The sequence below is a fragment of the Pseudomonas sp. ASL4 genome (assembly GCF_056680395.1).
Genome location: NZ_CM155280.1, coordinates 5,722,207 through 5,744,884 on the forward strand (window position 1 = coordinate 5,722,207; position 22,678 = coordinate 5,744,884).

21 protein-coding genes are annotated in these 22,678 nt (G+C 59.3%); 9 read left to right on the forward strand and 12 right to left on the reverse strand.

What is annotated here, in order from left to right:
* Window positions 1-109 precede the first annotated feature (109 nt).
* The 8 genes from AC1MEW_RS26115 to AC1MEW_RS26150 all read left to right on the forward strand — a co-directional run bounded on the left by AC1MEW_RS26115 (window position 110) and on the right by AC1MEW_RS26150 (window position 8,446).
* On the forward strand, window positions 110-1,369 hold the full coding sequence (locus tag AC1MEW_RS26115) for an aromatic ring-hydroxylating dioxygenase subunit alpha (RefSeq protein ID WP_201112877.1): 1,260 nt from the start codon (window positions 110-112) through the stop codon (window positions 1,367-1,369).
* A gap of 14 nt (window positions 1,370-1,383) precedes the next feature.
* A complete protein-coding gene (locus tag AC1MEW_RS26120; RefSeq protein WP_103444837.1) occupies window positions 1,384-1,854 on the forward strand; it encodes an aromatic-ring-hydroxylating dioxygenase subunit beta in 471 nt (156 codons plus the stop codon).
* A complete protein-coding gene (locus tag AC1MEW_RS26125) occupies window positions 1,851-2,849 on the forward strand; it encodes a PdxA family dehydrogenase (protein WP_480424152.1) in 999 nt (332 codons plus the stop codon). Before AC1MEW_RS26120 ends, AC1MEW_RS26125 begins: the two co-directional genes overlap by 4 nt.
* Window positions 2,846-3,856, forward strand: coding sequence for a 2Fe-2S iron-sulfur cluster-binding protein (locus tag AC1MEW_RS26130; RefSeq protein ID WP_480424154.1), 1,011 nt, complete (start codon window positions 2,846-2,848; stop codon window positions 3,854-3,856). The genes AC1MEW_RS26125 and AC1MEW_RS26130 overlap by 4 nt, the downstream gene beginning before the upstream one ends.
* A 71-nt stretch (window positions 3,857-3,927) precedes the next feature.
* Window positions 3,928-5,271: an MFS transporter gene (locus tag AC1MEW_RS26135; RefSeq protein WP_480424155.1), complete on the forward strand. Its 1,344-nt coding sequence runs from the start codon at window positions 3,928-3,930 to the stop codon at window positions 5,269-5,271.
* A 230-nt stretch (window positions 5,272-5,501) separates the two neighbouring features.
* The gene (locus tag AC1MEW_RS26140) at window positions 5,502-6,935 is read left to right on the forward strand and encodes an alginate export family protein (RefSeq protein ID WP_480424157.1); all 1,434 of its coding nucleotides are present in this window, start codon (window positions 5,502-5,504) and stop codon (window positions 6,933-6,935) included.
* 398 nt (window positions 6,936-7,333) lie between these two features.
* A complete protein-coding gene (locus tag AC1MEW_RS26145) occupies window positions 7,334-8,086 on the forward strand; it encodes an SPOR domain-containing protein (protein ID WP_480424159.1) in 753 nt (250 codons plus the stop codon).
* 69 nt (window positions 8,087-8,155) lie between these two features.
* Window positions 8,156-8,446 (forward strand): DUF6388 family protein, encoded by a 291-nt coding sequence (locus AC1MEW_RS26150; RefSeq protein ID WP_201181544.1) that lies wholly within the window; start codon window positions 8,156-8,158, stop codon window positions 8,444-8,446.
* A 107-nt stretch (window positions 8,447-8,553) separates the two neighbouring features.
* On the opposite strand, the gene AC1MEW_RS26155 is transcribed toward AC1MEW_RS26150, so the two are convergent.
* Both AC1MEW_RS26155 and AC1MEW_RS26160 read right to left on the reverse strand, forming a co-directional pair.
* The gene (locus tag AC1MEW_RS26155; protein WP_130206882.1) at window positions 8,554-9,408 is read right to left on the reverse strand and encodes a helix-turn-helix transcriptional regulator; all 855 of its coding nucleotides are present in this window, start codon (window positions 9,406-9,408) and stop codon (window positions 8,554-8,556) included.
* Window positions 9,409-9,597: 189 nt separating this feature from the next.
* Window positions 9,598-10,569, reverse strand: a complete 972-nt coding sequence (locus tag AC1MEW_RS26160; RefSeq protein WP_480424161.1) for an XdhC family protein — start codon at window positions 10,567-10,569, stop codon at window positions 9,598-9,600.
* A 90-nt stretch (window positions 10,570-10,659) separates the two neighbouring features.
* On the opposite strand from AC1MEW_RS26160, the gene AC1MEW_RS26165 reads away from it, so the two are divergent.
* Entirely contained in the window at window positions 10,660-11,439 is a 780-nt protein-coding gene (locus tag AC1MEW_RS26165; RefSeq protein ID WP_480424162.1) for an alpha/beta fold hydrolase, read from the forward strand.
* Between the two features lie 16 nt (window positions 11,440-11,455).
* Here the strand turns inward: AC1MEW_RS26165 and AC1MEW_RS26170 are convergent, their stop codons facing one another.
* The 10 genes from AC1MEW_RS26170 to AC1MEW_RS26215 form a co-directional block, all read right to left on the reverse strand.
* Window positions 11,456-12,079 carry a UbiX family flavin prenyltransferase gene (locus AC1MEW_RS26170; RefSeq protein ID WP_480424164.1) on the reverse strand — a complete coding sequence of 208 codons (624 nt, stop codon included), beginning with the start codon at window positions 12,077-12,079 and terminating at the stop codon, window positions 11,456-11,458.
* Complete coding sequence (locus tag AC1MEW_RS26175) at window positions 12,063-13,016, reverse strand: LysR family transcriptional regulator (RefSeq protein WP_201180113.1); 954 nt, start codon at window positions 13,014-13,016, stop codon at window positions 12,063-12,065. The genes AC1MEW_RS26170 and AC1MEW_RS26175 overlap by 17 nt, the downstream gene beginning before the upstream one ends.
* A gap of 20 nt (window positions 13,017-13,036) precedes the next feature.
* On the reverse strand, window positions 13,037-14,479 hold the full coding sequence (locus tag AC1MEW_RS26180; protein ID WP_480424165.1) for an aldehyde dehydrogenase family protein: 1,443 nt from the start codon (window positions 14,477-14,479) through the stop codon (window positions 13,037-13,039).
* Between the two features lie 14 nt (window positions 14,480-14,493).
* Entirely contained in the window at window positions 14,494-15,252 is a 759-nt protein-coding gene (locus AC1MEW_RS26185) for an SDR family NAD(P)-dependent oxidoreductase (RefSeq protein WP_480424167.1), read from the reverse strand.
* Between the two features lie 11 nt (window positions 15,253-15,263).
* Window positions 15,264-16,610: an MFS transporter gene (locus AC1MEW_RS26190; protein ID WP_480424169.1), complete on the reverse strand. Its 1,347-nt coding sequence runs from the start codon at window positions 16,608-16,610 to the stop codon at window positions 15,264-15,266.
* A gap of 78 nt (window positions 16,611-16,688) precedes the next feature.
* A complete protein-coding gene (locus tag AC1MEW_RS26195) occupies window positions 16,689-18,122 on the reverse strand; it encodes a UbiD family decarboxylase (protein ID WP_480424170.1) in 1,434 nt (477 codons plus the stop codon).
* Between the two features lie 74 nt (window positions 18,123-18,196).
* Window positions 18,197-19,615: a sodium:solute symporter family protein gene (locus AC1MEW_RS26200; protein ID WP_480424171.1), complete on the reverse strand. Its 1,419-nt coding sequence runs from the start codon at window positions 19,613-19,615 to the stop codon at window positions 18,197-18,199.
* A 194-nt stretch (window positions 19,616-19,809) separates the two neighbouring features.
* Window positions 19,810-20,613: an enoyl-CoA hydratase/isomerase family protein gene (locus AC1MEW_RS26205; protein WP_480424173.1), complete on the reverse strand. Its 804-nt coding sequence runs from the start codon at window positions 20,611-20,613 to the stop codon at window positions 19,810-19,812.
* Between the two features lie 19 nt (window positions 20,614-20,632).
* Window positions 20,633-22,171 (reverse strand): AMP-binding protein, encoded by a 1,539-nt coding sequence (locus AC1MEW_RS26210; protein WP_480424174.1) that lies wholly within the window; start codon window positions 22,169-22,171, stop codon window positions 20,633-20,635.
* Window positions 22,172-22,176: 5 nt separating this feature from the next.
* On the reverse strand, window positions 22,177-22,677 hold the full coding sequence (locus AC1MEW_RS26215; RefSeq protein WP_008060977.1) for a (2Fe-2S)-binding protein: 501 nt from the start codon (window positions 22,675-22,677) through the stop codon (window positions 22,177-22,179).
* Window position 22,678: the final 1 nt, after the last annotated feature.

Sequence of the window (22,678 nt, forward strand, 5' to 3'; positions counted from 1 at the left end):
AAATGAAACATTGTTCGCTATTCGAACAAAAATAAAACCTCATGTCAACCATGTGCATGTCGGAAAGAACATTTTTCTGCAGCCATGAGGACCTGATCCGGGAGAAAAAATGAACATCATTACTGATCGAGTACCTGAAAACCCGCTGTGGCCCGATGGATTGACCCGTGTGCCCTACTGGGCTTTTCAGAGCGCTGCTGTGTACAAGGATGAACAGACGCGGCTGTTCCAGGGGCCTCACTGGAATTATCTGTGCCTCGAGGCTGAGATTCCCGAGCCCGGCGACTTTAAGACCAGTTTCATTGGCGAGACCTCGATTGTCGTGACCCGCGACAGCGACGGCGAACTTTACGCCTTCGAGAATCGCTGCGCGCATCGTGGCGCCCTCCTTGCCCTGGAGGACAGTGGTAAAGCCAAAGACTTCACCTGCGTGTATCACGCCTGGAGTTACAACCTGCAAGGCGATCTGACCGGCATCGCTTTCAAGGATGGCATCAAGGGCAATGGCGGCATGGCGCCTTCGTTCTGCATGGAGCAACACGGCCCGCGCAAGCTGCGCGTAGCGACTGTCCACGGCCTGGTGTTCGGCAGCTTCAGCGATGACGTGCCCGATATCGAAGAGTACCTGGGGGAGGAAATCCTCAGCCGTATTGAGCGCGTTCTGGGCGGACGCAAGCCAGTGGTTCTGGGCCGCTTCACCCAGATGCTGCCCAACAACTGGAAGTTGTACATCGAGAACGTCAAAGACTCGTACCACGCCAGTATCCTGCATCTGTTTTTCACCACCTTCGAGATCAACCGCCTGTCTCAACGCGGCGCGATCATCGTTGATGAGAGCGGCGGACATCACGTCAGCTACTCGGCCATCGACCGGGAAGCCGAACGTCAGGCCGAGCGCGATGCCTCCTATGCAGAACAAAGCATCCGCTCCGACAGCGCCTATCAGTTGCAGGATCCCTCTTTGCTCGAAGGCTTCAGTGAAGTCGGTGATGACGTCACGCTGCAAATCCTGTCGATCTTCCCCTGCTTCGTACTGCAACAGATCCAGAATTCGGTCGCAGTCCGCCAAGTGCTGCCACGGGGCGTGGAAACGACTCAGCTCAACTGGACCTACCTGGGCTTTGAAGACGACACGCCCGAACAACGACTGACGCGTCTGAAGCAGGCCAACCTTGTCGGTCCCGCTGGCTATATCTCCATGGAAGATGGTTGCGTAGGCGGCTTTGTCCAGCGTGGCATCGCTGGCGCCTCCAATCACAGCGCGGTGCTGGAAATGGGCGGGACTGACGCCGAATCGAGTGATAGCCGGATTACGGAAGCGTCTATCCGCGGCTTCTGGAAGGCCTATCGCGCAGCCATGGATCTATGAAGAGGGAATCATTCGTGACACATAATATTTTTGCACTGATCAGCCAGACTCAAGCCCTATATGCCCGCTGCATCGATGAAGGCCCGCTTGAAGCATGGCCGGAGTTTTTTCTAGAGAAGTGCCTGTATACCGTTACCACTGCCGATAACTACCGACAAGGATTGCCCGCCGGCATGATTTGGGCCGACAACCGCGGAATGTTGATTGACCGGGTATCCGCCTTGCGCGACGCCAATATCTACGAGCGGCACAGCTACCGCCATATGCTCAATCAGCCGGTGATCCTGGAATGCAACGGCAACCTGGTGCGCAGCGAGACTGCATTCCTGGTGCTGCGCATCATGCGCGACGGCACGACCGAGAACTTCGTCTCCGGCCGCTATATCGATTGCTACCGGGTCGATGGCGAGACAGCCATGTTGGCTGAACGAACCGTGGTGTGCGACAGCTCACGCATCGACACGCTGCTGGCGCTGCCGCTATGAGCCTGCCGGCATCGCGAATCCTCTTGAGCATCGGCGACCCCAACGGCATCGGCCCGGAAGTCGCTGTCAAGGCCGTCGCGGCTCTGCAGAATGAACCCGAGTTGAATCCGGTCATTGTCGGCGATCGGTTTGTCGTCGAAGCCTATGCGCAGGACGCTGGCCTGCGAGTCAAAGAGACTGACGGCACCGCACCGGCAGAAGCGGGAGTGATCCACCTGCTGCCCGTACATAGCCTGGCATCCGAGGCTTTCATGCCTGGGCAAGTGAATGCCTCGGCAGGTGCTGCCACGGTGGATTATTTGTCTGCCGCAGTGGTGGGTCTGAGCCTGGGCCGGGCACGCGGCATTGTCGCGTGCCCGCATTCCGAGACGGCGATCAATGCCGCCGGCATCGATTTTTCCGGTTACCCAAACCTGCTGGCCAAACTGGTAGGCGTCGAGTCCGACCGTGTGTTTCTGATGCTGATCGGTGCGGGGATGCGGATCGTCCACGTCACCTTGCACGAGCGCCTGGCCGATTCACTGGCCAGGCTGAAACCCGAGTTGGTGGTGGCCGCAGGTCATGCAGCAGTTTCTGCACTCCACGCGCTGGGCATCAATGCTCCGCGCATTGGCGTCTTCGGCATTAATCCTCATGCGGGTGAAAACGGCCTGTTCGGTCAGGACGATCAGCAGATAACTGTCCCGGCCGTCGAGCGCCTGCGGCAGGCGGGTATCGATGCCCATGGGCCGGTCGGCGCCGATCTGATGCTCGGGCAAAATGGCTATGACGCCTTTATTGCCATGTATCACGACCAGGGTCACATCCCGATCAAACTGCTGGCCGGGCGTACCGCTTCGGCGCTGTCCATCGGTGCCGGCCTGATCTTTTCCAGCGTGGGCCACGGCTCGGCATTCGATATCGCCGGTAAAAACCTCGCCGATCCCGAAGCGGTGATCCGCGCGTTGCGCCTGGTAGGTGGTGCGGCTCTTTCCAGCCAGGAGGTTTTGGCATGACGTTCGACGTAACAGTCTCTGGATCGGACATTACCTTTCCCTGCGAGCCCGGCGAGACAGTTCTGGATGCTGCCGAGCGGGCGGGGTTTTCGATCCCCTACTCCTGCCGCAAGGGCGTGTGCTCGACCTGCGAAGGCGGCTTGATCGTCGGGGAATTGCAAGTGCGCGGACAAGGGATCGCACGCGGGCCTGCCATGGGGGTGCTGCTGTGTCAGGCGCGCCCATGCTCGCCGGTGGAAATAGCCCCCAAACGCATCGTTCAACGCGCGGCGCCGGTGCGCAAGGTCATTACCACCAAGGTCCATCGCCTCACCCGCCCCAACGCCGATGTCGTGGTTCTGCACCTACGTTTCCCTTCGGGTGTGCGCGCCAAATTCCAGGCCGGTCAATACCTGAAAGTGTTGATGGAGGATGGTGACAGCCGTAACTACTCCATGGCCAATGCGCCCCATGAGAGCGATGGCGTGCAACTGCATATTCGCCATGTTCCCGGAGGGCGCTTTTCCGAGGGCGTGCTGGCGGGATTGGAAAAAGGCGACACGCTCAACGTCGAACTGCCCTATGGCGAATTTTCACTGGACGAAGAGGTCGACCATCCGGTCATCCTGCTGGGCACCGGTACGGGCATGGCGCCGCTCAAGTCCATCATCGAAGACCAGATCAAACGCGGTGGTTCAAGACCCATGCACCTGTTCTGGGGGGCACGCAACAGCGACGACCTGTACCTCGGCGACCTGCCGGCACAATGGTCCAGGCGCCTGCCGGGGTTCAGCTTCACCCCGGTGCTGTCCGAGCCCGAGCCAGGCTGGTCCGGCCGCACTGGTTGGGTGCACCGCGCAGTTCTCGAGGATTACCCCGACCTGGGTGCCTATCAAGTGTATGCCTGCGGTAATCCGGTCATGACAACCGCAGCGCTCAATGACCTGACTGCCGAAGGCCAGTTGTCGCCTGACGCATTCTTCTGCGACGCCTTCGTACCCTCTGGAGAGATCCAGCCGCCTTCATAGGCGGTTTTTTCTCCACCTGCGTGTGCACGCAATAAAAACAAAAAAGGCCAAAATGGCCATGAGGAAAAACCATGTTGCACGAATCAAAGCCCTTGCAGCTTCCGCAGTTCGTGGATGAACGACCCGTGAGTCCGTTTCAGTACGTGGTCATCATTCTGTGCGGTCTTGTCATGTTCCTCGATGGGTTCGATACCCAGGCCATTAGTTACATGGCGCCTTATATAGCCAGTGAATGGAACCTGCCCAGGCAGATGCTGGGACCGATATTTTCTTCGTCGCTCGCTGGTTTGATGATTGGCTATCTGGTGCTTACCCCACTGTCCGAACGCTTTGGACATAAGAAAGCAATCATCGTCAGCACCATTGTCTTCAGCCTTTGCACCTTGGCATCGGTATGGGCCGACAACGTGACCGAGCTGATGATCCTGCGCTTTATCACCGGGGTCGGCCTGGGTGCCGCAGCCCCAAGTGCGATCGCCATGACCGGCGAGTACAGCCCCAAACGCTTTCGAGCAACGTTTGTTCTGGCTATTTACTGCGGTTTCTCCCTCGGATTTATCGCGGCGGGCCTGGCGGCGAACTGGTTCATCCCCCACTACGGCTGGCGCTCGATGTTCTGGATCGGAGCCCTGGCGCCCTTGATGCTGATCCCCATACTGATTCGTTTCCTGCCGGAATCCATGGTGTTCATGATCCAGCGCAAGGTAGCAGCCGAGCGAATCCTGAAAATTTTCCGAAAAATAGACCCAGCCGTTGCACGACAGGAGAAGCCGACATTCATCGTCGACGCTCTCGAGCAAGGGCAAGGCCAACGTGGAGCACTCGCCAGTCTGTTCACCCGTGATCGGGTATTGGGCACCGTACTGTTATGGCTGGTGTTCGCGATTAACCTGGGGGAGTTCTACGCCTTGCAAAGCTGGTTGCCATCAATCATGACGGGGCTCAACTACCCAATGAGCACCGTGGTGATGGCTACCACACTGACCACCGTGGGCGGTATCGCGGCTGCGTTCATTACCGGCCCCTCCATGGACCGGTTGGGCGCCTACAAAACCCTGGGCATTCTTTATCTCGTCGGATTCGTGTGCGTGGCATTGACTGGTCTGGCGTTCAAAAGCCCGCTGTGGATGCTGTTGACCGCCAACTTCCTCGCAGGCTGCTGCATCAGCGGCGGGCAAAAAAGCCTCATCGCCCTGGCGGCGGTTTTCTACCCGGCGCCGATACGTTCGACCGGAGTCGGTTGGGCATTGGGCATCGGGCGGATCGGCGGGATTACTGGCCCCATCGTGGTCGGCGCAGCCTTGGGTATGGGCTGGTCACCCTCGGCAGTTTTCTATGCCATGGCCGTGCCGATGTTGATCGCCGGGTTACTCGTCCTGTTTCTCGGTCGACGATACGGCAGCAGCACGCTTTAAAACACGAACGGTACTACTCGACAACGTCAATGAAAGCTCACCAAGGGATGAATAAGGATTTACGTCCCTTGAAATCAACCCACTCTTTATTCAACGCAAACGCAGAGCGCTTCTTTCCAAAGCAGCGAAACGTTTAAACCGGAACAACATCGACGCGAATTCAACTTCATGTTGAGGCATCCCCGCGCGTGTCTACCTGCCCTACGAACAATAAAAACAGGAGTCATCTGATGTCCAGCACAACACTGAAGCATTACTCGTTCCACCTGCCGATCATTATGGCCCTCGGCCAAACGGTCCTGTCGACCGCTCAGGCCCAAGAGATTCAGTCCACGCCGCCCTCGCCCCTTGAGGTATCCCGCCCTTTGCGTCCGGGACCTGCGCGCTGGGTGGAGGATTATCGCTTTCTCGATAACCCGGCAAAACGCACGGACCCGTTCGATGCATTGCGTTTTCAGCGCCTGTCAGACTCTGCCTGGCTGCAGACCGGAGCGGAACTGCGTTATCGCGCCGATGCGGCGGACCAACCGGTGTTCGGCCTGCGCGGAGTAAAGGACGACTCTTATTTAATGCAACGTGCGCAAGTACATGTCGACCTGCACTTATTCGACGACAGCCTGCGCACCTTTATCCAATTACAAAATACTCGGACATGGGGTAAGGACTTGCCCAGTCCTTCCGATCAGAGCCGTAATGAAATACAACAGGCCTTTATCGACGGCAATCTTCATTACCGGAGCGGCACATTGACAACGCGGGTCGGTCGGCAGGAGATGGCTTACGGTAATCAGGTACTGGTGACCTATCGCGAAATCCCCAACATACGGCAGGCGTTCGATGGTGTGCGCCTGAGCTGGATTGCAAAGGATGGTTACAAGCTGGATGCGTTCGCCACCAGACCCGTGGTTAGCAGAGACAATGGCTCGTTCAACGACCCAAGTAATCATCAGCAAAAGTTCTACGGCCTCTATGGCACCCTGCCCCTGTCCAGTGTGTTGAAAGCTGATCTGTACGCCTTTGGCCTGGAAACAGAGCAGCGCAAGCTCGACGGTTTTACCGGAGAGGACAATCGCTACACCTTCGGCACGCGGTTGTTCGGCACATGGAATAAATTCGACTGGAGCTGGGATCTGATGAAGCAGGTGGGCCATATGGCCAGCGCCGACATCGACGCCTGGGCGGTTTCCAGCGACAGCGGTTATACCTTTGCGGGTCCCTGGAAAGCGCGTCTGGGTTTGCGTGTCGATGCCGCGAGCGGTGATAAGGATGGCGATCACAAGGCCGGTACTTTCGACCCGTTGTTTCCCAAGAACGCCTTCTACGGTCAGGCCAGCCTGACAACGTTGTCGAACATCATTCTGGTAGGCCCGACACTCAGGTTCTCTCCCTTCAACAGGTTCCGTTTCGAACCGGGCATATTTGCTGCCTGGCGAGAAAGCAACGATGACGGCGTCTATTTACCAGGCATGACCACAGCCCCCGGAACAACCACCAGCAGCGGAAAACGCTTGGGCACCCTGTATCAGGCCAACGCCAATTGGACGCCGACCGCTAACGTTTCCGTTGACCTCGACTATTTGTTCTACGACATCGGTTCGGCGATCAAAAGCGCCGGCGGCAACAACTCGCAAATACTGGTGCTTCGCTCCACGTTTCGCTTTTAGGCATCAAGAACAACCGGCAGGAACGCTGCTCGGCAATTCATTAAATTTGCCGTCGACAAAGACGTTGACTGCGCGCACCAGATTGATATCGGTGAATCATCGAGGCTTTCCGACAGTAAGGTGCTTTGGCCTCGATATTCACCTTGAATACAAGTGTTTTAATGAATCAACCTAAAATCCATCTGATACGGTTTTTTTTCGATCACCTGAGTCTTTTTCGTCAACCAACAGTCTATAAAGTGCATGCCCGATGTTCTTTCAAACAACAAAAAGCAGCCAACTAGCTTTGGCTCTTGGGCACACTGACGAGCTCAAGAATTTAGACCATCCCAGGATCAACAATAGAACCCTGTTTATCAGAAATAAATGGGACAAATAACTATTCACTTGATTTGGAGATGGCCGCTGTGCGAAAGCTTGGCTTGGGCTTCCTGGTAACTGGCGTTTTGGGGCAACTATCAGCACTACTATGGACCTACACGTCCACAGGACCCATTTGTCAAAATAACGTCGACAATTCATACCTCCAGAAAAAAGTGACAAAGTTCGAACAACTCATCGATCACACCGCTAATAAAGTTGTGACAGAGCTCAGTACAAAACATTCCGACGGGCTTACGCCCCTTGCAAAAAACGGATCCCACATACCCGATTCAACGGAGGCTGACGCCGTACAGTTTTTGGTCGAAAAGCCAGACGAAACTCCAGCACTTACGCTGCCTTCATTGCCCGCACAGGCACACAAATGGATGATTATTCTCAGCGGTCTGATCACTGTTACCGGCCTGCTCTTGGCCGTATTCGCCCGCAAAAAAACCATTGATCCGCAATGGCACGTCTTTCGCACCGTGCCAGGCGCGCTAATCACGCTGGAACGCCCGTGTTTGACGTGCGGCGGCTTCATTTCTTACACTGCAAAACCCGCTTCAGCCACGCCGTCATCCGGCTTGTGGGTGATCGAAATAGCGTTGAACACACCCAACCGTCATCGCGCCACAAAAGCCATCAAGCAGCTGGAGTTGCCGGTAGCACGTAAAGAAAACAACTTTGTCGTCATCGGCCCGTATAAACAGAAGCAGGACGCGGCTCGAGTCGTGAAAGAGTTGAGTGAAAGTCATGGCGTTAGAGGATGGATGATGGCGGGAAATTGACATAGCCCGATTTTGCACTGGGCCGACCTCGAACAAACGGCTACTTATTTATGACACAAGAGCGCATTCATGATCGCAAAAGAACTTAGGGCCGAACTCGCCCTGAAGAAATTCCTGGCCGCCAACTTATGGATCCAACTTGAACTCAGCGAGCTGAACTACAGCCTCGCTGAAAACTGCGGGCTTTCGCCAGAAGAATATCGCCTGAAATTTCTGCAAGAAGCATTTGAAGCAGAAGCAGACGCTCACGACTGCGATTGCTGGGACTTCATTCTGCAGTGGGTGGCCGACACTAAGGAAGAGCTGGAGTTGATGCGTGAAGAACGCATGAAAGAGATTTATGACTTTCTGGACGATTAGTAGACCCTACAACTTTCGTAGCCTATACAAGCCGCCAGTTTCAAGATGAAAAGACTAACTTCATAGGCGGGAGGGTTGCCCAATACCCCCCCCGCCCTCCTCTCGGTTCAAACCGCCGCATAACAATCCACTACACGGCGATATTGGCTGGGAGAAGCTCCGATGTGTTGACGGAAAAACCGTGTGAAATGGCCTTGCTCGGAGAACCCGAGGTTCTCCGACAACAGGCCCAACGTCCCACTGCGCTCGCGCTCCAGCCAGGCAAAAGCCCGGCGCATGCGCGCGTCGTTAAGCAACAGGGTCGGCGTCATGCCGGTATCTTTCTTGAATAGCGCAAAGAAGTGCGCCCGAGACAGACCACAAGCCCGCGCGGCATTGTCGATCGGGTTCGGATCATCGAGGTGCTCAAGCAACCAGGCGGTGCCACGGCGCACGCGTGCGTCACGGAACTCAGCTGAGTTCGGCGCACCTAGTAGCGACAAATGCCGCCAGCTGGAAAAGTCCTCGATCAGTTCGATCAGGAAGTCGAACAGCATGAATTCCATGCGTTCTTTCGGCACGATCCCGCAGCCATGCGCTTCGGCGACCAGGATGTCGGCCAAGGTGCGATTACGACTCGACAACTCGATGCACGACTGGGCAAAAAAGTCCGGCCGACCGCTGAGCGCCAGCGACTGCTGGGCAGTAGCCAGCCAGGCGGGCTCGATGTAGAGCGCCAGGATGACGGTGGCACCGGCACCCGGCTGCGGATCGTAGAAATGCGGCTCCCAGGCGTTGACCAGCACCGCCGTGCGATCACTGAGCGGAACCCGCCGACCGTTGACGTTGAAGTAAGTGTCTTCGCCAGACACTTTGACCAGCACATGGCATTCGGAATGGGTGTGGGTGACCAGCGAACGATCCATATTCAGCAAGGCGACCCGGCCAAACCTGCCGTGGAAAACCCGTTGGGCAATCGACATCAGATTCCTCCGCTCGCTAGAAGCGATATTGTTTTCGGCCACAATGCAGGATTATCGCGGCGTCTATGTGTTTCTGGACCCCGACGGTCACTCAATGGTTCAGCAACACGTGGCTGGCTACTATCGCGCGCGAAGGATTGAGGGTCTACCTCGACTTTCGCAGCCCCCACGCTCATCGGATAAACCGCCTTACAAGGCATCGCGTTCTTTCCCGTGATAAACGCGCAGGATATCGGCCACCACCGCCAGAGCGATTTCCGCCGGGGCCTTGCTGCCCAGATCGAGGCCGATGGGCATGTGCAAACGGGCAATCTGTTCATCCGTCAGACCACCGATGCGTTTGAGCCGCTCGACGCGTTTGGCCGAGGTTGCCTGAGACCCCATGGCGCCGATGTAAAACGCTGGAGTGTGCACCGCTTCCATCAGCGCCAGATCATCGATTCGCGGATCGTGAGTCAGTGCCACCACCGCGGTCGCCGCATGGCAACCACCGGCGGCGATGAACATCGAGGGCAGCACGCGTTGCATCTCCACGCCTTCGAGCTGGATATGCAGCATCTCTTCCCGGGGGTCGCAGGCGATGACTTCGCAGCCGATGGCGCGGGCGAAACTGGCGCAGACTTCCGCGACCGGCGACAGCCCGGCCAGAATCAGTCGTAACGCCGGGCCAACACTGATGCGCACCGTCTCGTCGACGACTTGCACCCGCTCGCTGCCGTGTCCGGTGTCTGCGTCCAGGCGCAAGGCACCGCTGCTCAGGTCGACGTGACGCAGCAGCCGGCGCTGGCCGAGTAACGCCGCTTGCAGACTCTCCAGGTGCGCAGTCCATTCGAGACTGGCAGCGCGGTGCTCGACCAGCACGATCAGCACGCCGCCACAGGGCAATCGTAGACGGTGGCGTTGCTCGACACTGTCGCCATAACTGACGATCTGCGCCGGTTCGCGTAATTCACCGCGCGCCAGGCTTTCGAGAAACTCCTCTTCGACGCAGCCACCCGACAGCGAGCCGACGTGTTCGCCCGTGCCATTGGTCACCAGCATCGCACCCGGCGCACGCGGCGCCGAGCCATAGGTGGAGAGCACCGTGCACAGCCACTGGGCCTGCCCGGCGCGAGCCCATTGCACGGCCTGGTCGATCACCTGAACATCAAGATGACGCATGTTTTCTGTACCTCAAGCAAAGCGTGGTGCTGCATGCAGGGTTACGTTTACGGTAACCTTCGAGCAATCTTGTTCAATCGTTGATTTAACATGTCGCCACAACAGTTTTTGCAACTTGGGCCGCTGCGCCTGGAATATCGCCAACGGCCTCCGGCTGACCCGTCGCGACCGACGCTGGTGCTGTTGCACGAAGGCCTCGGCAGCGCCGACCAATGGAAAGACTTCCCCCTGCGCCTGGCCCAGGCCAGCGGTTGCGGTGTGGTCATTTACAGCCGTCAGGGTTATGGGCAATCGAGCCCGGTAAGCCTGCCGCGTCCGCTGAACTACCTGAGCAGCGACGGCCCTCGTGAACTGCGGCAATTGCTCGATGCCTTGCAACTGCCGCAAGTGGTCTTGCTCGGTCACAGTGACGGTGCATCCATCGTCCTCGCCTATGCCGCTGCCAACGATCCACGCGTGTTGGGCAGCATTGCACTGGCGCCTCACGTGATTGTCGAGACCGAGAGCCTCGATGGCATTCGCCATACCACTGAAGTTTGGCATCAGGGCGGATTGCGCGAACGCCTGGCACGCCACCATGGGACCAATGTCGACGGCGCTTTTCACGGTTGGAGCGACAGCTGGTTGCACCCGGACTTTTCCTTGGACGATCTCGAAGCGCAGCTGGCTTATATCGAAAAACCGCTGCTGGTGATTCAGGGTCGCGAAGACCATTACGCCACGTCCGAGCAACTGGTGGTCATCCAGCGAGAGGTGCCTGGGCCGTGCCGCTGTGTGTTGCTGGATAACTGCCGGCACTTTCCCCAGACCGAAGCGACCGAGCGAACCTTGCAACTGATCTGCGAATTCCTGGAGCTCCTCCCCGCCTGAATGCACCGAGCGTGACTCAACCATCGACCACCTCATCCAGCGTTGCTACGCGCTCCGGCTGTTCTCGCCAGCGACGGACGATACCCAGTTCGATATCGAACATATCCAGCACCCTGCCTACGGTGTGATCGACCATGTCTTCCAGGCTGGTCGGCTTGGCATAGAACGCTGGCACTGGCGGCGCGATCACTGCACCGAGTTCGGCCAACTCGGTCATGCTGCGCAGGTGATTGCGGTGCAGTGGCGTCTCGCGAACCATCAGCACCAGGCGCCGGCGTTCCTTGAGCACCACGTCGGCGGCGCGGGTCAGCAGTGTTGAGGTCACGCCGCTGGCAATTTCCGACAGACTGCGTATCGAACACGGCGCGATGATCATGCCCATGGTTTTGAACGAGCCGCTGGCAATTGCCGCGCCGATGTCCTGATTGACGTAGCTGACGTCCGCAAGCGTTTTGATCTGAGACCAGGACATCTCGGTTTCATGGGCCAAAGTAATCAGCGCCGATTTGCTGACCACCAGATGGGTTTCAATCGGCGTGTCGCGCAACAGCTCCAGCAGACGCACGCCATAAACGGCGCCGGAGGCACCGGAAATTCCTACGATCAGACGCTGCGGTCGGGTATTACTGGGAGCGCTCATGGTCGCCTTCCTCTATCGGACCTTCTTTGTAGAAATGGATGGTGTCGAGTGCGGTGGTCATGGTTTTGCCGATCATCTCGATGAACAGCATTGCCGCCGGGGTCAGTGGTCGACGGGCATCGTGCACACAGACCATGCGCCGACTGATCCCCGGCGCGGCCAGCGGATAGGCGCGCAACGCGCCTTCGTGCAATCCGCGATGCAGGACGGTTGCCGGCAGCACGCTGACCCAGTCGCTGCGACGCAAGAAGTCCTCGATGACCGCCAGATCATCAACCTCCAACTGCGGGGTGACTTCAATCCCCTGGGCGGCAAGGTGTTGGTCGATCACCCTGCGCAACCCGTGACGACGCGAGGGCAGCACCAGTTTGAACCCCGCCAAACTGGCCAACGGCAATGGCAACGCTCCGTTGAGGCGATTGGCTGCACCGGTGGCGACCAGTAACTCCTCATCGAAGATGTCGTGGCCGATCAGGTGCTCATGCTGGAAGCTTTGGTTGATGACCGCGAAATCCAGCACGCCGGTCAGAACCTTCGCGATCAGTTCCTGGCTGTAGCCCGAGGTGACGCACAGCTCGACCTGCGGATGATGCTCGACGAAATGCGCCAAGGTGCTGGCCAACGCGTTGTTGGCGGCAGACGCGATCAACCCGGCGCTGATGCGTCCACCGATCTGGCCGCTACGGTCGATCAGGGCCTGACGCGCCGCCAACAGTTGGCCAAGGATCGGCATGAACAAGCGATAAGCCTGATCTCCGGCCTCGGTCGGCGCCATGCCCTTGGAGCTGCGCTCGAACAATGTCTGCCCAAGTTCTTCCTCAAGCCTGGCGATCTGCATCGACAACGCCGGTTGCACGATATTCAAGCGCTGTGCAGCCCGGGTGACGGAGCCCTCCTCGTAGAGGCAGGTAAAATACTTCAGATGGCGCAGCTCCATAATCACCCTCGCGTTCGCGCTCAACTGAGCGTGCCGACGTTCTGATAAATGTGTTTGAGCTCGCTGAAATCCAGCAGTGCATCCACGCCATGCAAGCGCCCCAGACCGCTCTTTCGGTAGCCACCGGTTTCCGCCTCGGCGAACAATTTGTTGTGGTCGTTGAGCCACACCGTACCGTTGCGCAGTGCCCGAGCGACACGCCAGGCGCGAGCGCCCTGCTCGGTCCAGACACTCGCGGACAGACCGAACTCGGTATGGTTGGCGCGCGCTACAGCCTCGGTCTCGTCTTCGAAGGACTCCAGTACCAGCAACGGGCCAAAAATTTCTTCCTGACAAAAGAATGCGCTGCTGTCGCGATGGGCGATCAGCGACGGCGCGAGAAATGCGCCTTTGTTCAGTTCACCTTGCGGGCGATCACCGGCCAGCAGCACTTCGTCACAGCTGTCCAGCGCCTCACCAATGCGTCGCTCGACGCTGTCCCGGGATTGCCAGTCGATCAGCGGTCCCATGTTCGTCACTGGATCGAGGCCATTACCCAGGCGGATCTGCCCCAGTGCGGCGCTCAGCGCGGTTTTCATTTCGGCGAAACGACTGGCATGCACCAGCACGCGCCGGGCGGCAGTGCATTGTTGGCCAGAGATAATGGTGGCCGCCGCTGCCAGTTTCGGCGCGATGGCGGCAATATCGGCATCTTCAAAGACCAGGCAGCAAGATTTTCCGCCCAGTTCCAAAGAGAGCTTTTTCATGGTCGTCGCAGAGTCGCGCATGATGCGCTGGCCGGTAGCGGTCGAGCCGGTGAAGCTGAGCACATCCACCCGCGGCGAAGCCACCAAATGTGCTGCCCCGGCATGCCCGCTCTCCGCGAACAGATTGACCGCCCCTGGCGGTAGGCCTGGTAACGCGAACAGCGGTTCGAGCATCGCTGCGTTGAACAGCGCGGTTTGCGGCGCGGGTTTGATCACCACCGTGCAACCCGCCGCGATCGCCGGCGCCAGAGCACGCACCAGCAGCACCGCCGGGGCATTCCATGGAATGATCAGCCCGGCCACCCCGGCGGGTTCGCGCAGCATGCTGGAGAACTCACCGGGCGCCACTTCGAGCATGTGCCCCGGGTTGTGCCGGGCCAGGCCGGCGTAATAAAGAATCTCGGAAATCGCCCCGCCGATCTCCCCTCGGGACTGCGCCAATGCCTTGCCGTTCTCGCGGGTCAGCAACTGCGCGAGTTGTTCCTGACGCGCCTTCAGGCCGGCAGCCCACTCCAGTAATAGCTGCTGACGCAGGCGTGGATTCTGCGCCCATTGCGGGTCGTCGAAGGCTCGGGCGGCCGCTGCCACCGCTGCTTCAGCTTCGGCCTCGCCGCCGTCGGCAAAGCACCCGATCAGCTCTCCGTTTGCCGGGTCGAGACTGTCGGTCCAACGATCCGCAGCGGTCCATTGTCCATCGATGAAGTGTTGGCTTTGCATGAATCCTCCTTGAATCAATGGGTCACCGAACCGCCGTCGACCACAAGGGTCTGGCCGCTCATGAAATCACTGTCGGTGCCGGACAGAAACAGCAGCGCGCCAATCAGATCCTGCGGCACCGCTTCGCGTTTGATGCAACGGCTGGCAATGTTGTTGCGCACGATATCCCCGGCCCACGCGGCATTGGCCTGAACGTTGGCGCTCATGGTCAGGCCGGGCGCCAGGCAGTTGCAGCGGATGCCGGCGTCGCCTACTTCGCGCGCGATCGAACGTGTCAGGGCAATCACCGCGCCCTTCGACGCGACATAAGCCGCCATCATCGGCGCGCCTTTGAAAGCCGTTGCGGAGGCAATGTTGACGATCTTGCCGTAGCCCTGACGGCGCATCACCGGCATTACCGCCTTCGCGCACTCGAAGGAACCGCGCACGTTGACCGCCATGATCCGGTCCCATTCCGCCGAGCTGGTCTGCTCGAACGGTTTGAGTTCCAGGGTGGCGAACAAGGCGGCGTTGTTGATCAGCACGTGCACACCGCTGAACTGCGCCACGGCTTCCTCGACCATAGCTTGCACCGCGGCACCGTCGGTCACGTCGCAGGCGATTGCCAGGGCCGTACCGCCCTTGTTGCGGATCGCGGCAGCGGTTTTGTCAGGCGCCTTCAAATCGCAGAGCACCACCTTCGCGCCTTCGGCCGCCAGGGCCTGGGCATAAGTAGCACCGATGCCTTGCGCGGCACCGGTAATGATCGCGACTTTTCCATTCAATCTGCTCATTGCGTGTTCCTTTACTTGAAGTTGCCTTGGGTTTCCGGAATCACCACGCTGCCGATCAGGTAGATCACCGACAGGCCGGCGGCGAACATCGCCAGTACCATGGGGATCTGCGCTGGGCTGCTGCTGAACAGGGACACAAAGGTCGGCATGGTTCCGCCAAGGGCGAAACCGATGTTCCAGGACAACCCGGTGCCGCTGGCGCGCAGCTCGGTGGCAAAGCGCTCGTTGAGGAAGATCAGGATCGGCGCGATGATCGCCCCGCCCATGAAGGCGATGCCCACGCAATACAGCGCGGTGCGGGTCAGCGAACCCGGTTCGGCGACACCGAGGAACAACATCGGCAGACCCACCAGGTTGATCACACCCAGCAGCATGAAGGTCTTCTTGCGACCGATCAGGTCACTCAGGTAGCCGAAGGCCAACGCCCCGACAATTGTCGCCACCGACCCGTACATGAGCATCTGCGAAGTCTGCGTATGGGGCACGTTGGCCACCACGTTGAGCAATGTCGGCAGATAACCGCAGGCCAGGTAATACGTGGCACCGCCGCCGAACGTAATCAGCAGATTGACCAGCATCACGCCGCGGTACTCGCGACCGAACAGACGCTTGAGTGGCGACACGACCACTACCGCCGGCCCCTTGGTTTTGCGGGCTTGTTGCAGTTGCTGCCAGACCGGGGTTTCTTCCAGGTAACGGAACATCACCAGACCGAAAAACGTACTGAGCAGGCCGCAGAAGAACATGAAGCGCCAGCCCCAGACGTCAAATTCCTCCCCGGGAAAGATCTCCGACAACACCAGATAAGTGACTGACGCCAATAGCGCGCCCATGCCGGCACCGGCGCCACCGATCAACCCGGACATCAAGCCGCGATAGCGCGGCGAGATGGATTCGGTGCCGATGGTGTGAGTGGAGGCGACGATGCCGCCAACGAAAACGCCCTGAATCACCCGCAATACCAAAAACAGTATCGGGGCCAACACCCCAACCTGGTGAATGGTCGGCAACGCGCCAAACAGTGCTGTGGAAATACCGACGCCGACCATCGACACCATCAACGCACGCTTGCGGCCGTGTTTGTCGGCATACGCGCCAAAGATCGCCGAGCCCAGCGGACGCACCAGCAAAGCCACGGCGAACGAGGCATACACCGCGGCCAGCGACAGTGTAGGGGTGTCCGAGGGGAAGAACATGCGGCCGATGATCGGCGCCACGTAGAGCAGAATGAACAGGTCAAACAAATCCAGCGCCCAGCCGAATGTCGAGGCAAATGCCGCCAGCAAGGCCTTGCCCGGTGGAATCTGCGGTGTGTCGGTAGCGACGCTGGTTGGCGGTGCAGTTGTTGTTGTGGTCATGGTTGCCTCACACAAGACGTGTCTTGAGCTGGTTGGAGCTATCGGGAACAGGCCGCTGAACACCAGCGGCCGCCGGGTTCAATCGCGCGTCTGGAGCTCACGTTGCCAGTCTTGCGGCGACGCGTGCGCCACCTTGTCGAGCTCGACTTCCTGTTGGCCCGGCACCTGGATTCGTTTGAAGCGCATGGTCGGTGCCGACAACGGAACCGTGGCGTCGTAGCCCATCTTCGAGCCGACACCGTCACGGGTGGACGGGTCGAGTTTCGAGCCCTGGGATTCGTGGATCAGCACCAGGTCGCGGTCGGCCTGGAAACGGGTGGCAATCGCCCACTCGACTTCGGTAGGGTTATGAATGTCCACATCCAGATCCACCACGGTGACATGCTTGATGTCGTAGTGACCGCCCAGCGCGCCGAGGATGACGTTCTTGCCCTCGCCTTCGGAGCGTTTGTCGATCTGCACATACAGGTGATAACGACACACTCCACCCTTGCTCAGGTGCACGTCACGCACGCACGGAAAACTGCGGCGCAAGTGCGCGAGCATGGTCGCTTCGCGCGGGATGCCGCCGAGCAGCAAGTGCTCCAGGCCGCCGCCGACGATGGTGTGAAAAATCGGGTTGTGACGATGGGTTACGGCGTCGACTTCGATCACATGGCGTTCGGCGCGCTCGCCGTAGTACTGCGGAAACTCGCCGAACGGCCCTTCCATCTCCCGCGCCTTGGCCAGCAACCGGCCCTCGATGACGATCTCGGCGTCGGCAGGCACGCGAATCTGATGGGTCACGCAGCGCGTTACCGCCAGCGGACGGCCATGCAGAGCGCCGGCGATTTCCAGTTCGTCGTGATCGATCGGCACGATGGCCTGGGACGCCAGCAAGGTCAGCGGATCAGCACCAATTACCACCGCCACGTCCAGATCCTCACCCAGCGCCTCGACTTCCTGAAAGAAGGCCAGCGCATGGCGTGGCAGCAGCAATGCGCCCAGGCGATTAGGGCTGCTCACCTGCAAGCGGTGAATCGAAACGTTCTGCACCCCGGTGCGTGGGTTGCGGGTAATCAGCAGGCCAGCGGTGATGTAAGGGCCGCTGTCGTGCTCGTTGTGGGTGGGAATTGGCAACAGTTTGTTCAGGTCGATCTCGCGATGCACCACTTGCTGACAAGCTGCATCGCTGACTTCGCGCCACGGCAGCGGATTGAGGCTGGCCGTTTCGAAACGCGCCAACACTTCAGCGGACTCCACGCCCATGGCCTCGGCCATCCACTGCCGGTCGGACAGCAGGCCGGAAACCACCGCAATCGAGTGACCGCCAGGCTGGGGAAACAGTGAAGCGCTCTTGCCGTCCAGACGATTAGCAATCGCTGCAACGCCGAAACGCAGGTCCACGCCGGGACGGATCATTGCCAAACGCTGCTGGCGCTGCATGTGGTCGAGCCAGCCACGCAGGCTGGCGCCTGCTGGCAAGTCCCCCGCCATGTCGGCTTCGGGGGTGGAAAGGGTCACAGGCTGCATGGCCTTACCTCGTCATTATTGTTTTGGTGGCATGCCCGGTCACCCGGCGGCATGCCCGTTTAAATCGTTGGGGTTCAGCGTCCGGTAGCGCTCGCACTGATGGGTTTGGCGCTGTCGGTGTGTTCAGGTTTGCCACCGCGCAGTAAATGGCTCAGGGTCATGATCACGAGTGGCGTGGCCAGCGCGATGTAGGCGTTGTCGATGCCGTAGGGATTGCCCATCAGGAACCAGCCGATGGTGATGATCAGTGACGCGATGATGCTGATGAACGCACCCTGCCGCGTGCCGAATGTCGGCGCGTAAAACACCATCAGCACCAGCACCGCGAGTGAGGCGCGCAAGGCTTTGGCGAGGAAGGTCACCACCAGCACGTCGGAGGCGTACAGCGCCAGCGTGATGGGCAGCAGGCCGGCGACGATGGTCGCGGTCCGGGCAAAATTGAGGTTCTTGCGATCATCACCTTGTGGGTTGAAGAACGGCTGATAGAAGTCCTTGAGCAACAACGTGGCGATGCCCATGGTTAGCGCGGCCATGGTGCCGAACAGCGCCCCGGCCAGTCCTGCGACGACGATCCCGGCCATCCATTCGTGCATGTGCCCGAGGATTTGCGGAAAGGCCTGCAACGAAGGAATCTGCGGAAACAGCACCGCGCTGCACATCCCCACCATCGCAGCGATCAAGCCGTAGGGAATCAACATCAACGCGCAGTAGAAACTCGCGTGTTGGGCCTTGCGCCCGTCGCTGACGGTATTCACCGCCTGGACCACGTACTGGGTGGCGAACGTCGCGCCGATACCGGCCACCAGCCAGGCGAAAATCTTCGGCCAACCGACGTTGCCGACTTCGAACATCGGCGCTGGCAGTCGCGCCACCAACTCGCCCATGCCGCCAACCTTGCTCAAGGCAAAACCCAGGGCGAGGATGATCCCGGCGTACATCATTATCGCGTGCAAGACGTTGGTATAGATCACCGAACGCATGCCGCCGATGCCGACGTACAGCACCGAAACAATACCGACGATGATGATCGCCGAAGTCCGCTCGATGCCCAGCAAGGTCGCGAGCACTGCCCCGCCGCTGGCATAGATCGAGACCGCAACAATCGATAGCGCGCAGATCATGATCACTGACGTGGCGAAGCGTACCGGCTCGCCGTAAGTGCGGGCCAGCGCCCCGGAAATGGTGTTCTCGCCGAGGTCCTTGTACTTCTTCGCCAACAGCATGGAGAAGATCACGAAGCCGACGCCCAGGGCGGCGATGTTCCAGGCAGCGGAAATGCCATAGGTGTAACCCGCCTGAGCCGTACCAATGCTCGCGGTAGTGCCGATGAACTCGGACATCATCAGAAAACCGATCAGCACCGCCGGGAAATCCTTGCCTCCGGTGGTGAAGTTTTTCGCGCTTTGTGTAGAGCGTCGAACCCAGAAACTGATCAACGCCAAGACCACCATGTAGGCGGCCACGATGGTTAATACCAGCCAGCTAGAAGCCATAAGTGGAACTCCGATTTTTATATTTATTGGACGGATTTCAGTGCAGCCGATCTCACCCTAAGAGCCCCGCAACGGGTTTTCTATTAACGAATATTGATGCGCCCTATCAGTTTCAGTGAAGGGGCGGCAGGCCCTGCTCCGTAGGGGCGCACACCGTTGCCGACATGCTCCCGGGCCTGCTCGCCAGTACGCATTTACTCGCCGGTGAACACTGCCGCACGCTTGCTGTGAAACGCTTCGACGCCTTCCTTGAAGTCCTTGGAGCTACGAAGACGGCTGTAGCAGTGACCTTCCATTTCGATCGCGACGGTCAGCGGCGCATCCTCGTTGTCGTTGATCAATTTTTTCGCCGTGCGCTGAGCCAGCGGCGAGAAGCGTCGCAATTCATCGACCAACGCATCGACGGTGCTTTCCAGTTCGGTATCCGGCACGACCTCGGTAGCGATACCCCAGGCATAGGCCTGGTCGCCCGTGATGCGTTTGGCGCGCATTACCATGTGTTTGGTGCGGGTGATGCCGATGATTTTCTGCAGGCGTGCGGAGCCACCCGAGCCCGGTATCTGACCCAAGTTCTGCTCAGGCAAGGCGTAGCGAGTGGTTTGCGAAGCAATGCGGAAATCGCAGGCCAGGGACAGTTCGAAACCGACGCCGAAGGTGTAACCACGGTTGGCAACGATCACCGGTTTTTCGCAACGTGCCGGTGCCGCGACGTTCCAGGCCAGCTTCGAAACGTGCTCCGGCGACGCTTCGAGGAAGCCCTTGATGTCGCCGCCGCTGGAGAAGTGTTCACCTACCGAGCGCAGCACGATGACGCGAACGTCTTTGTGTGCGTCGAGGGCTTCGAAGACCAGGCGCAGTTGCTCGCGCTGCCCCATGGAAATGACGTTCAACGGCGCCCGGTTGAGGATGATGTCAGCGCGCTCGCGGGACACATCGACTTCAACCTGGAAGCCATCGAACTGAGTGTCGAGAAATTGCTGGATCGCTTGTTGTTGCATGGGAGTGTCCTCTGAATGATTAGCTGATGGCCTTCAAGGCCTGTTCCTGAAATTGGGCCAGCAGCACGCGCCGCAGGACCTTGCCAACTGGAGATTTGGGAATCTGATCGATGAACTGGTAACGCCGTGGCCGCTTGAATTTGGCCAGGCCCGAAGCGATGCAATGGGCATCGAGGTCGCATTCCGAGACCTCGGCGCGCAGCTTGATAAACGCAGCAATGATCTTGCCCCACTGCTCGTCCGGCAGACCGACCACCACCACTTCTTCCACTGCCGGGTGCAGAGAGAGCATGTTTTCGATTTCCGCCGGGCTGACGTTTTCGCCACCGGTGATGATCAAGTCATCGACGCGTCCCGTGACGAACAGATCGCCCTCCAGATCGAAGTAGCCGATGTCACCGGTGAAATACCATCCGTCACGCAACGCCTTGGCGGTCGCTTCGGGGCGGTTCAGGTAGCCTTCGAACGCCTCGTCGCTCGCCAGGTCGGCGATGATCTGGCCCTCCTCCAACGGCTTGGCCTGCACGTCCACCGTTTCTGCATCGAGCGGCACCACGCGCACTCGCTGGTTCATGGCACTGCGCCCTGACGAACCGGGTTTGCGGTTGGCTTGCTGGTCGATGGTGAAGGTGTAAATCTCCGAGCTGCCGTAATGATTGACGAACAATTGCGGCTGGAACGCCTGCTCGACGCGACGCATCAAGCCGTCGCTCATCGGCGCACCGGCAAAGCCGATTTTCTCCACACTGGCTACTCGCTCGCGGGCAAAGGCCGGGTGTTCGATGAGCATGTGGTAGAGCGTCGGCACCAGGTACAGGTTGCTGACCTTTTCCCGCTCGATGGCCTGCAGCGTGGCTTCCACGTCGAACTTCGGCACACAGACGAAATGTCCGTCGATCAGCGCCATGGAGAGCAACGAACGCACGCCCATGGTGTGGTAAAGCGGCATGACACCCAGCGTGCACTCGCTCTGGCGGTAGAGGTTTTGCGCTACGTGGGCAACCGCCGCGGCGCGTTCGCAACGGTGTCGACGGGGCACACCCTTGGGCTTGCTGGTGGTTCCGGAGGTGTACAGCAGCAGTGAAAAGTCTTCGGCGTCGGCCTGCAAAATGATTCCAGAGGGGGTCTGCGAACACAGTTCCTCGAAACTCAGGTCGGCGTCGGCGGCACGGATACCGGCGGCGATCCGTGGCAGCCTTGTGGCGGCGCTGCAACCGGCCACTGCGGCCACGGTAGCGTCGTCGTAAGCCAGCGCACGGATTTGCGCATCTTCGATGCAGTAGCCCAGTTCATCGGCAGTCGAACGCCAGTTCAACGGGGTCATGACGATGCCCGCAAACTGACAGGCCCAATGCAGGGTCGCCATCTGCCAGCGGTTTTGCATTGCTACCAGCAGTCGGTCACCGCGTTGCAACCCTAGGCGTTGCAAGCCCCGAGCTGCGCTCTGGATATCGACGAACCAGTCTTCATAGGTTTTCTTCAACGCACCGTCACTGACCGCCACGGCGTGTGGTCGGCGTTCAACGGCAGCGAGGAAGCTGCGTCCGAGATCGAACATTATTGTTATACCCCTTTGTTCGTTTGGCGCTGGGCAGCGACTTCGAGCACGGCCTGGACGATGCCGGTGTAGCCCGTGCAGCGACATAGATGCCCCGAAAGCATGTCGCGTACCTGGGTCTCGTCCGGGTTGGGTACCCGTTCGAGGAAATCCACGCAGGACATGAGAATGCCCGCAGTGCAAAAGCCGCACTGCAAGGCGTGATGACGGCGAAAGGCTTGTTGCAGGTCGCTCAGTGTGTCGTCGTCGGCGAGGGACTCGACGGTCTCGATACGCCGCTCGTGCCCCTGTACCGCGAGCATCAGGCAGGAACGCATGGCGACTCCGTCCACCAGCACCGTGCAGGCACCGCAGACACCGTGTTCGCATCCGACATGGACACCGGTGGCACCGAGGTCGTGGCGCAGGAAGTCGCAGAGTTGGGTCCGCGGTTCAGCCAGCGCTTCGCGGGAGCGGCCATTGAGCTCCAGGCGAATCGGAAAGGTTTGGTCGGCAGTTACACGCATG

Excerpts from the sequence above, each read along its gene's own strand:
- AC1MEW_RS26115 (WP_201112877.1), top strand. The coding sequence starts at position 110 with ATGAACATCATTACTGATCGAGTACCTGAAAACCCGCTGTGGCCCGAT.
- AC1MEW_RS26125 (WP_480424152.1), top strand. The coding sequence starts at position 1,851 with ATGAGCCTGCCGGCATCGCGAATCCTCTTGAGCATCGGCGACCCCAAC.
- AC1MEW_RS26130 (WP_480424154.1), top strand. The coding sequence starts at position 2,846 with ATGACGTTCGACGTAACAGTCTCTGGATCGGACATTACCTTTCCCTGC.
- AC1MEW_RS26135 (WP_480424155.1), top strand. The coding sequence starts at position 3,928 with ATGTTGCACGAATCAAAGCCCTTGCAGCTTCCGCAGTTCGTGGATGAA.
- AC1MEW_RS26140 (WP_480424157.1), top strand. The coding sequence starts at position 5,502 with ATGTCCAGCACAACACTGAAGCATTACTCGTTCCACCTGCCGATCATT.
- AC1MEW_RS26145 (WP_480424159.1), top strand. The coding sequence starts at position 7,334 with ATGGCCGCTGTGCGAAAGCTTGGCTTGGGCTTCCTGGTAACTGGCGTT.
- AC1MEW_RS26150 (WP_201181544.1), top strand. The coding sequence starts at position 8,156 with ATGATCGCAAAAGAACTTAGGGCCGAACTCGCCCTGAAGAAATTCCTG.
- AC1MEW_RS26155 (WP_130206882.1), bottom strand. The coding sequence starts at position 9,408 with ATGTCGATTGCCCAACGGGTTTTCCACGGCAGGTTTGGCCGGGTCGCC.
- AC1MEW_RS26160 (WP_480424161.1), bottom strand. The coding sequence starts at position 10,569 with ATGCGTCATCTTGATGTTCAGGTGATCGACCAGGCCGTGCAATGGGCT.
- AC1MEW_RS26165 (WP_480424162.1), top strand. The coding sequence starts at position 10,660 with ATGTCGCCACAACAGTTTTTGCAACTTGGGCCGCTGCGCCTGGAATAT.
- AC1MEW_RS26170 (WP_480424164.1), bottom strand. The coding sequence starts at position 12,079 with ATGAGCGCTCCCAGTAATACCCGACCGCAGCGTCTGATCGTAGGAATT.
- AC1MEW_RS26175 (WP_201180113.1), bottom strand. The coding sequence starts at position 13,016 with ATGGAGCTGCGCCATCTGAAGTATTTTACCTGCCTCTACGAGGAGGGC.
- AC1MEW_RS26180 (WP_480424165.1), bottom strand. The coding sequence starts at position 14,479 with ATGCAAAGCCAACACTTCATCGATGGACAATGGACCGCTGCGGATCGT.
- AC1MEW_RS26185 (WP_480424167.1), bottom strand. The coding sequence starts at position 15,252 with ATGAGCAGATTGAATGGAAAAGTCGCGATCATTACCGGTGCCGCGCAA.
- AC1MEW_RS26190 (WP_480424169.1), bottom strand. The coding sequence starts at position 16,610 with ATGACCACAACAACAACTGCACCGCCAACCAGCGTCGCTACCGACACA.
- AC1MEW_RS26195 (WP_480424170.1), bottom strand. The coding sequence starts at position 18,122 with ATGCAGCCTGTGACCCTTTCCACCCCCGAAGCCGACATGGCGGGGGAC.
- AC1MEW_RS26200 (WP_480424171.1), bottom strand. The coding sequence starts at position 19,615 with ATGGCTTCTAGCTGGCTGGTATTAACCATCGTGGCCGCCTACATGGTG.
- AC1MEW_RS26205 (WP_480424173.1), bottom strand. The coding sequence starts at position 20,613 with ATGCAACAACAAGCGATCCAGCAATTTCTCGACACTCAGTTCGATGGC.
- AC1MEW_RS26210 (WP_480424174.1), bottom strand. The coding sequence starts at position 22,171 with ATGTTCGATCTCGGACGCAGCTTCCTCGCTGCCGTTGAACGCCGACCA.
- AC1MEW_RS26215 (WP_008060977.1), bottom strand. The coding sequence starts at position 22,677 with ATGCGTGTAACTGCCGACCAAACCTTTCCGATTCGCCTGGAGCTCAAT.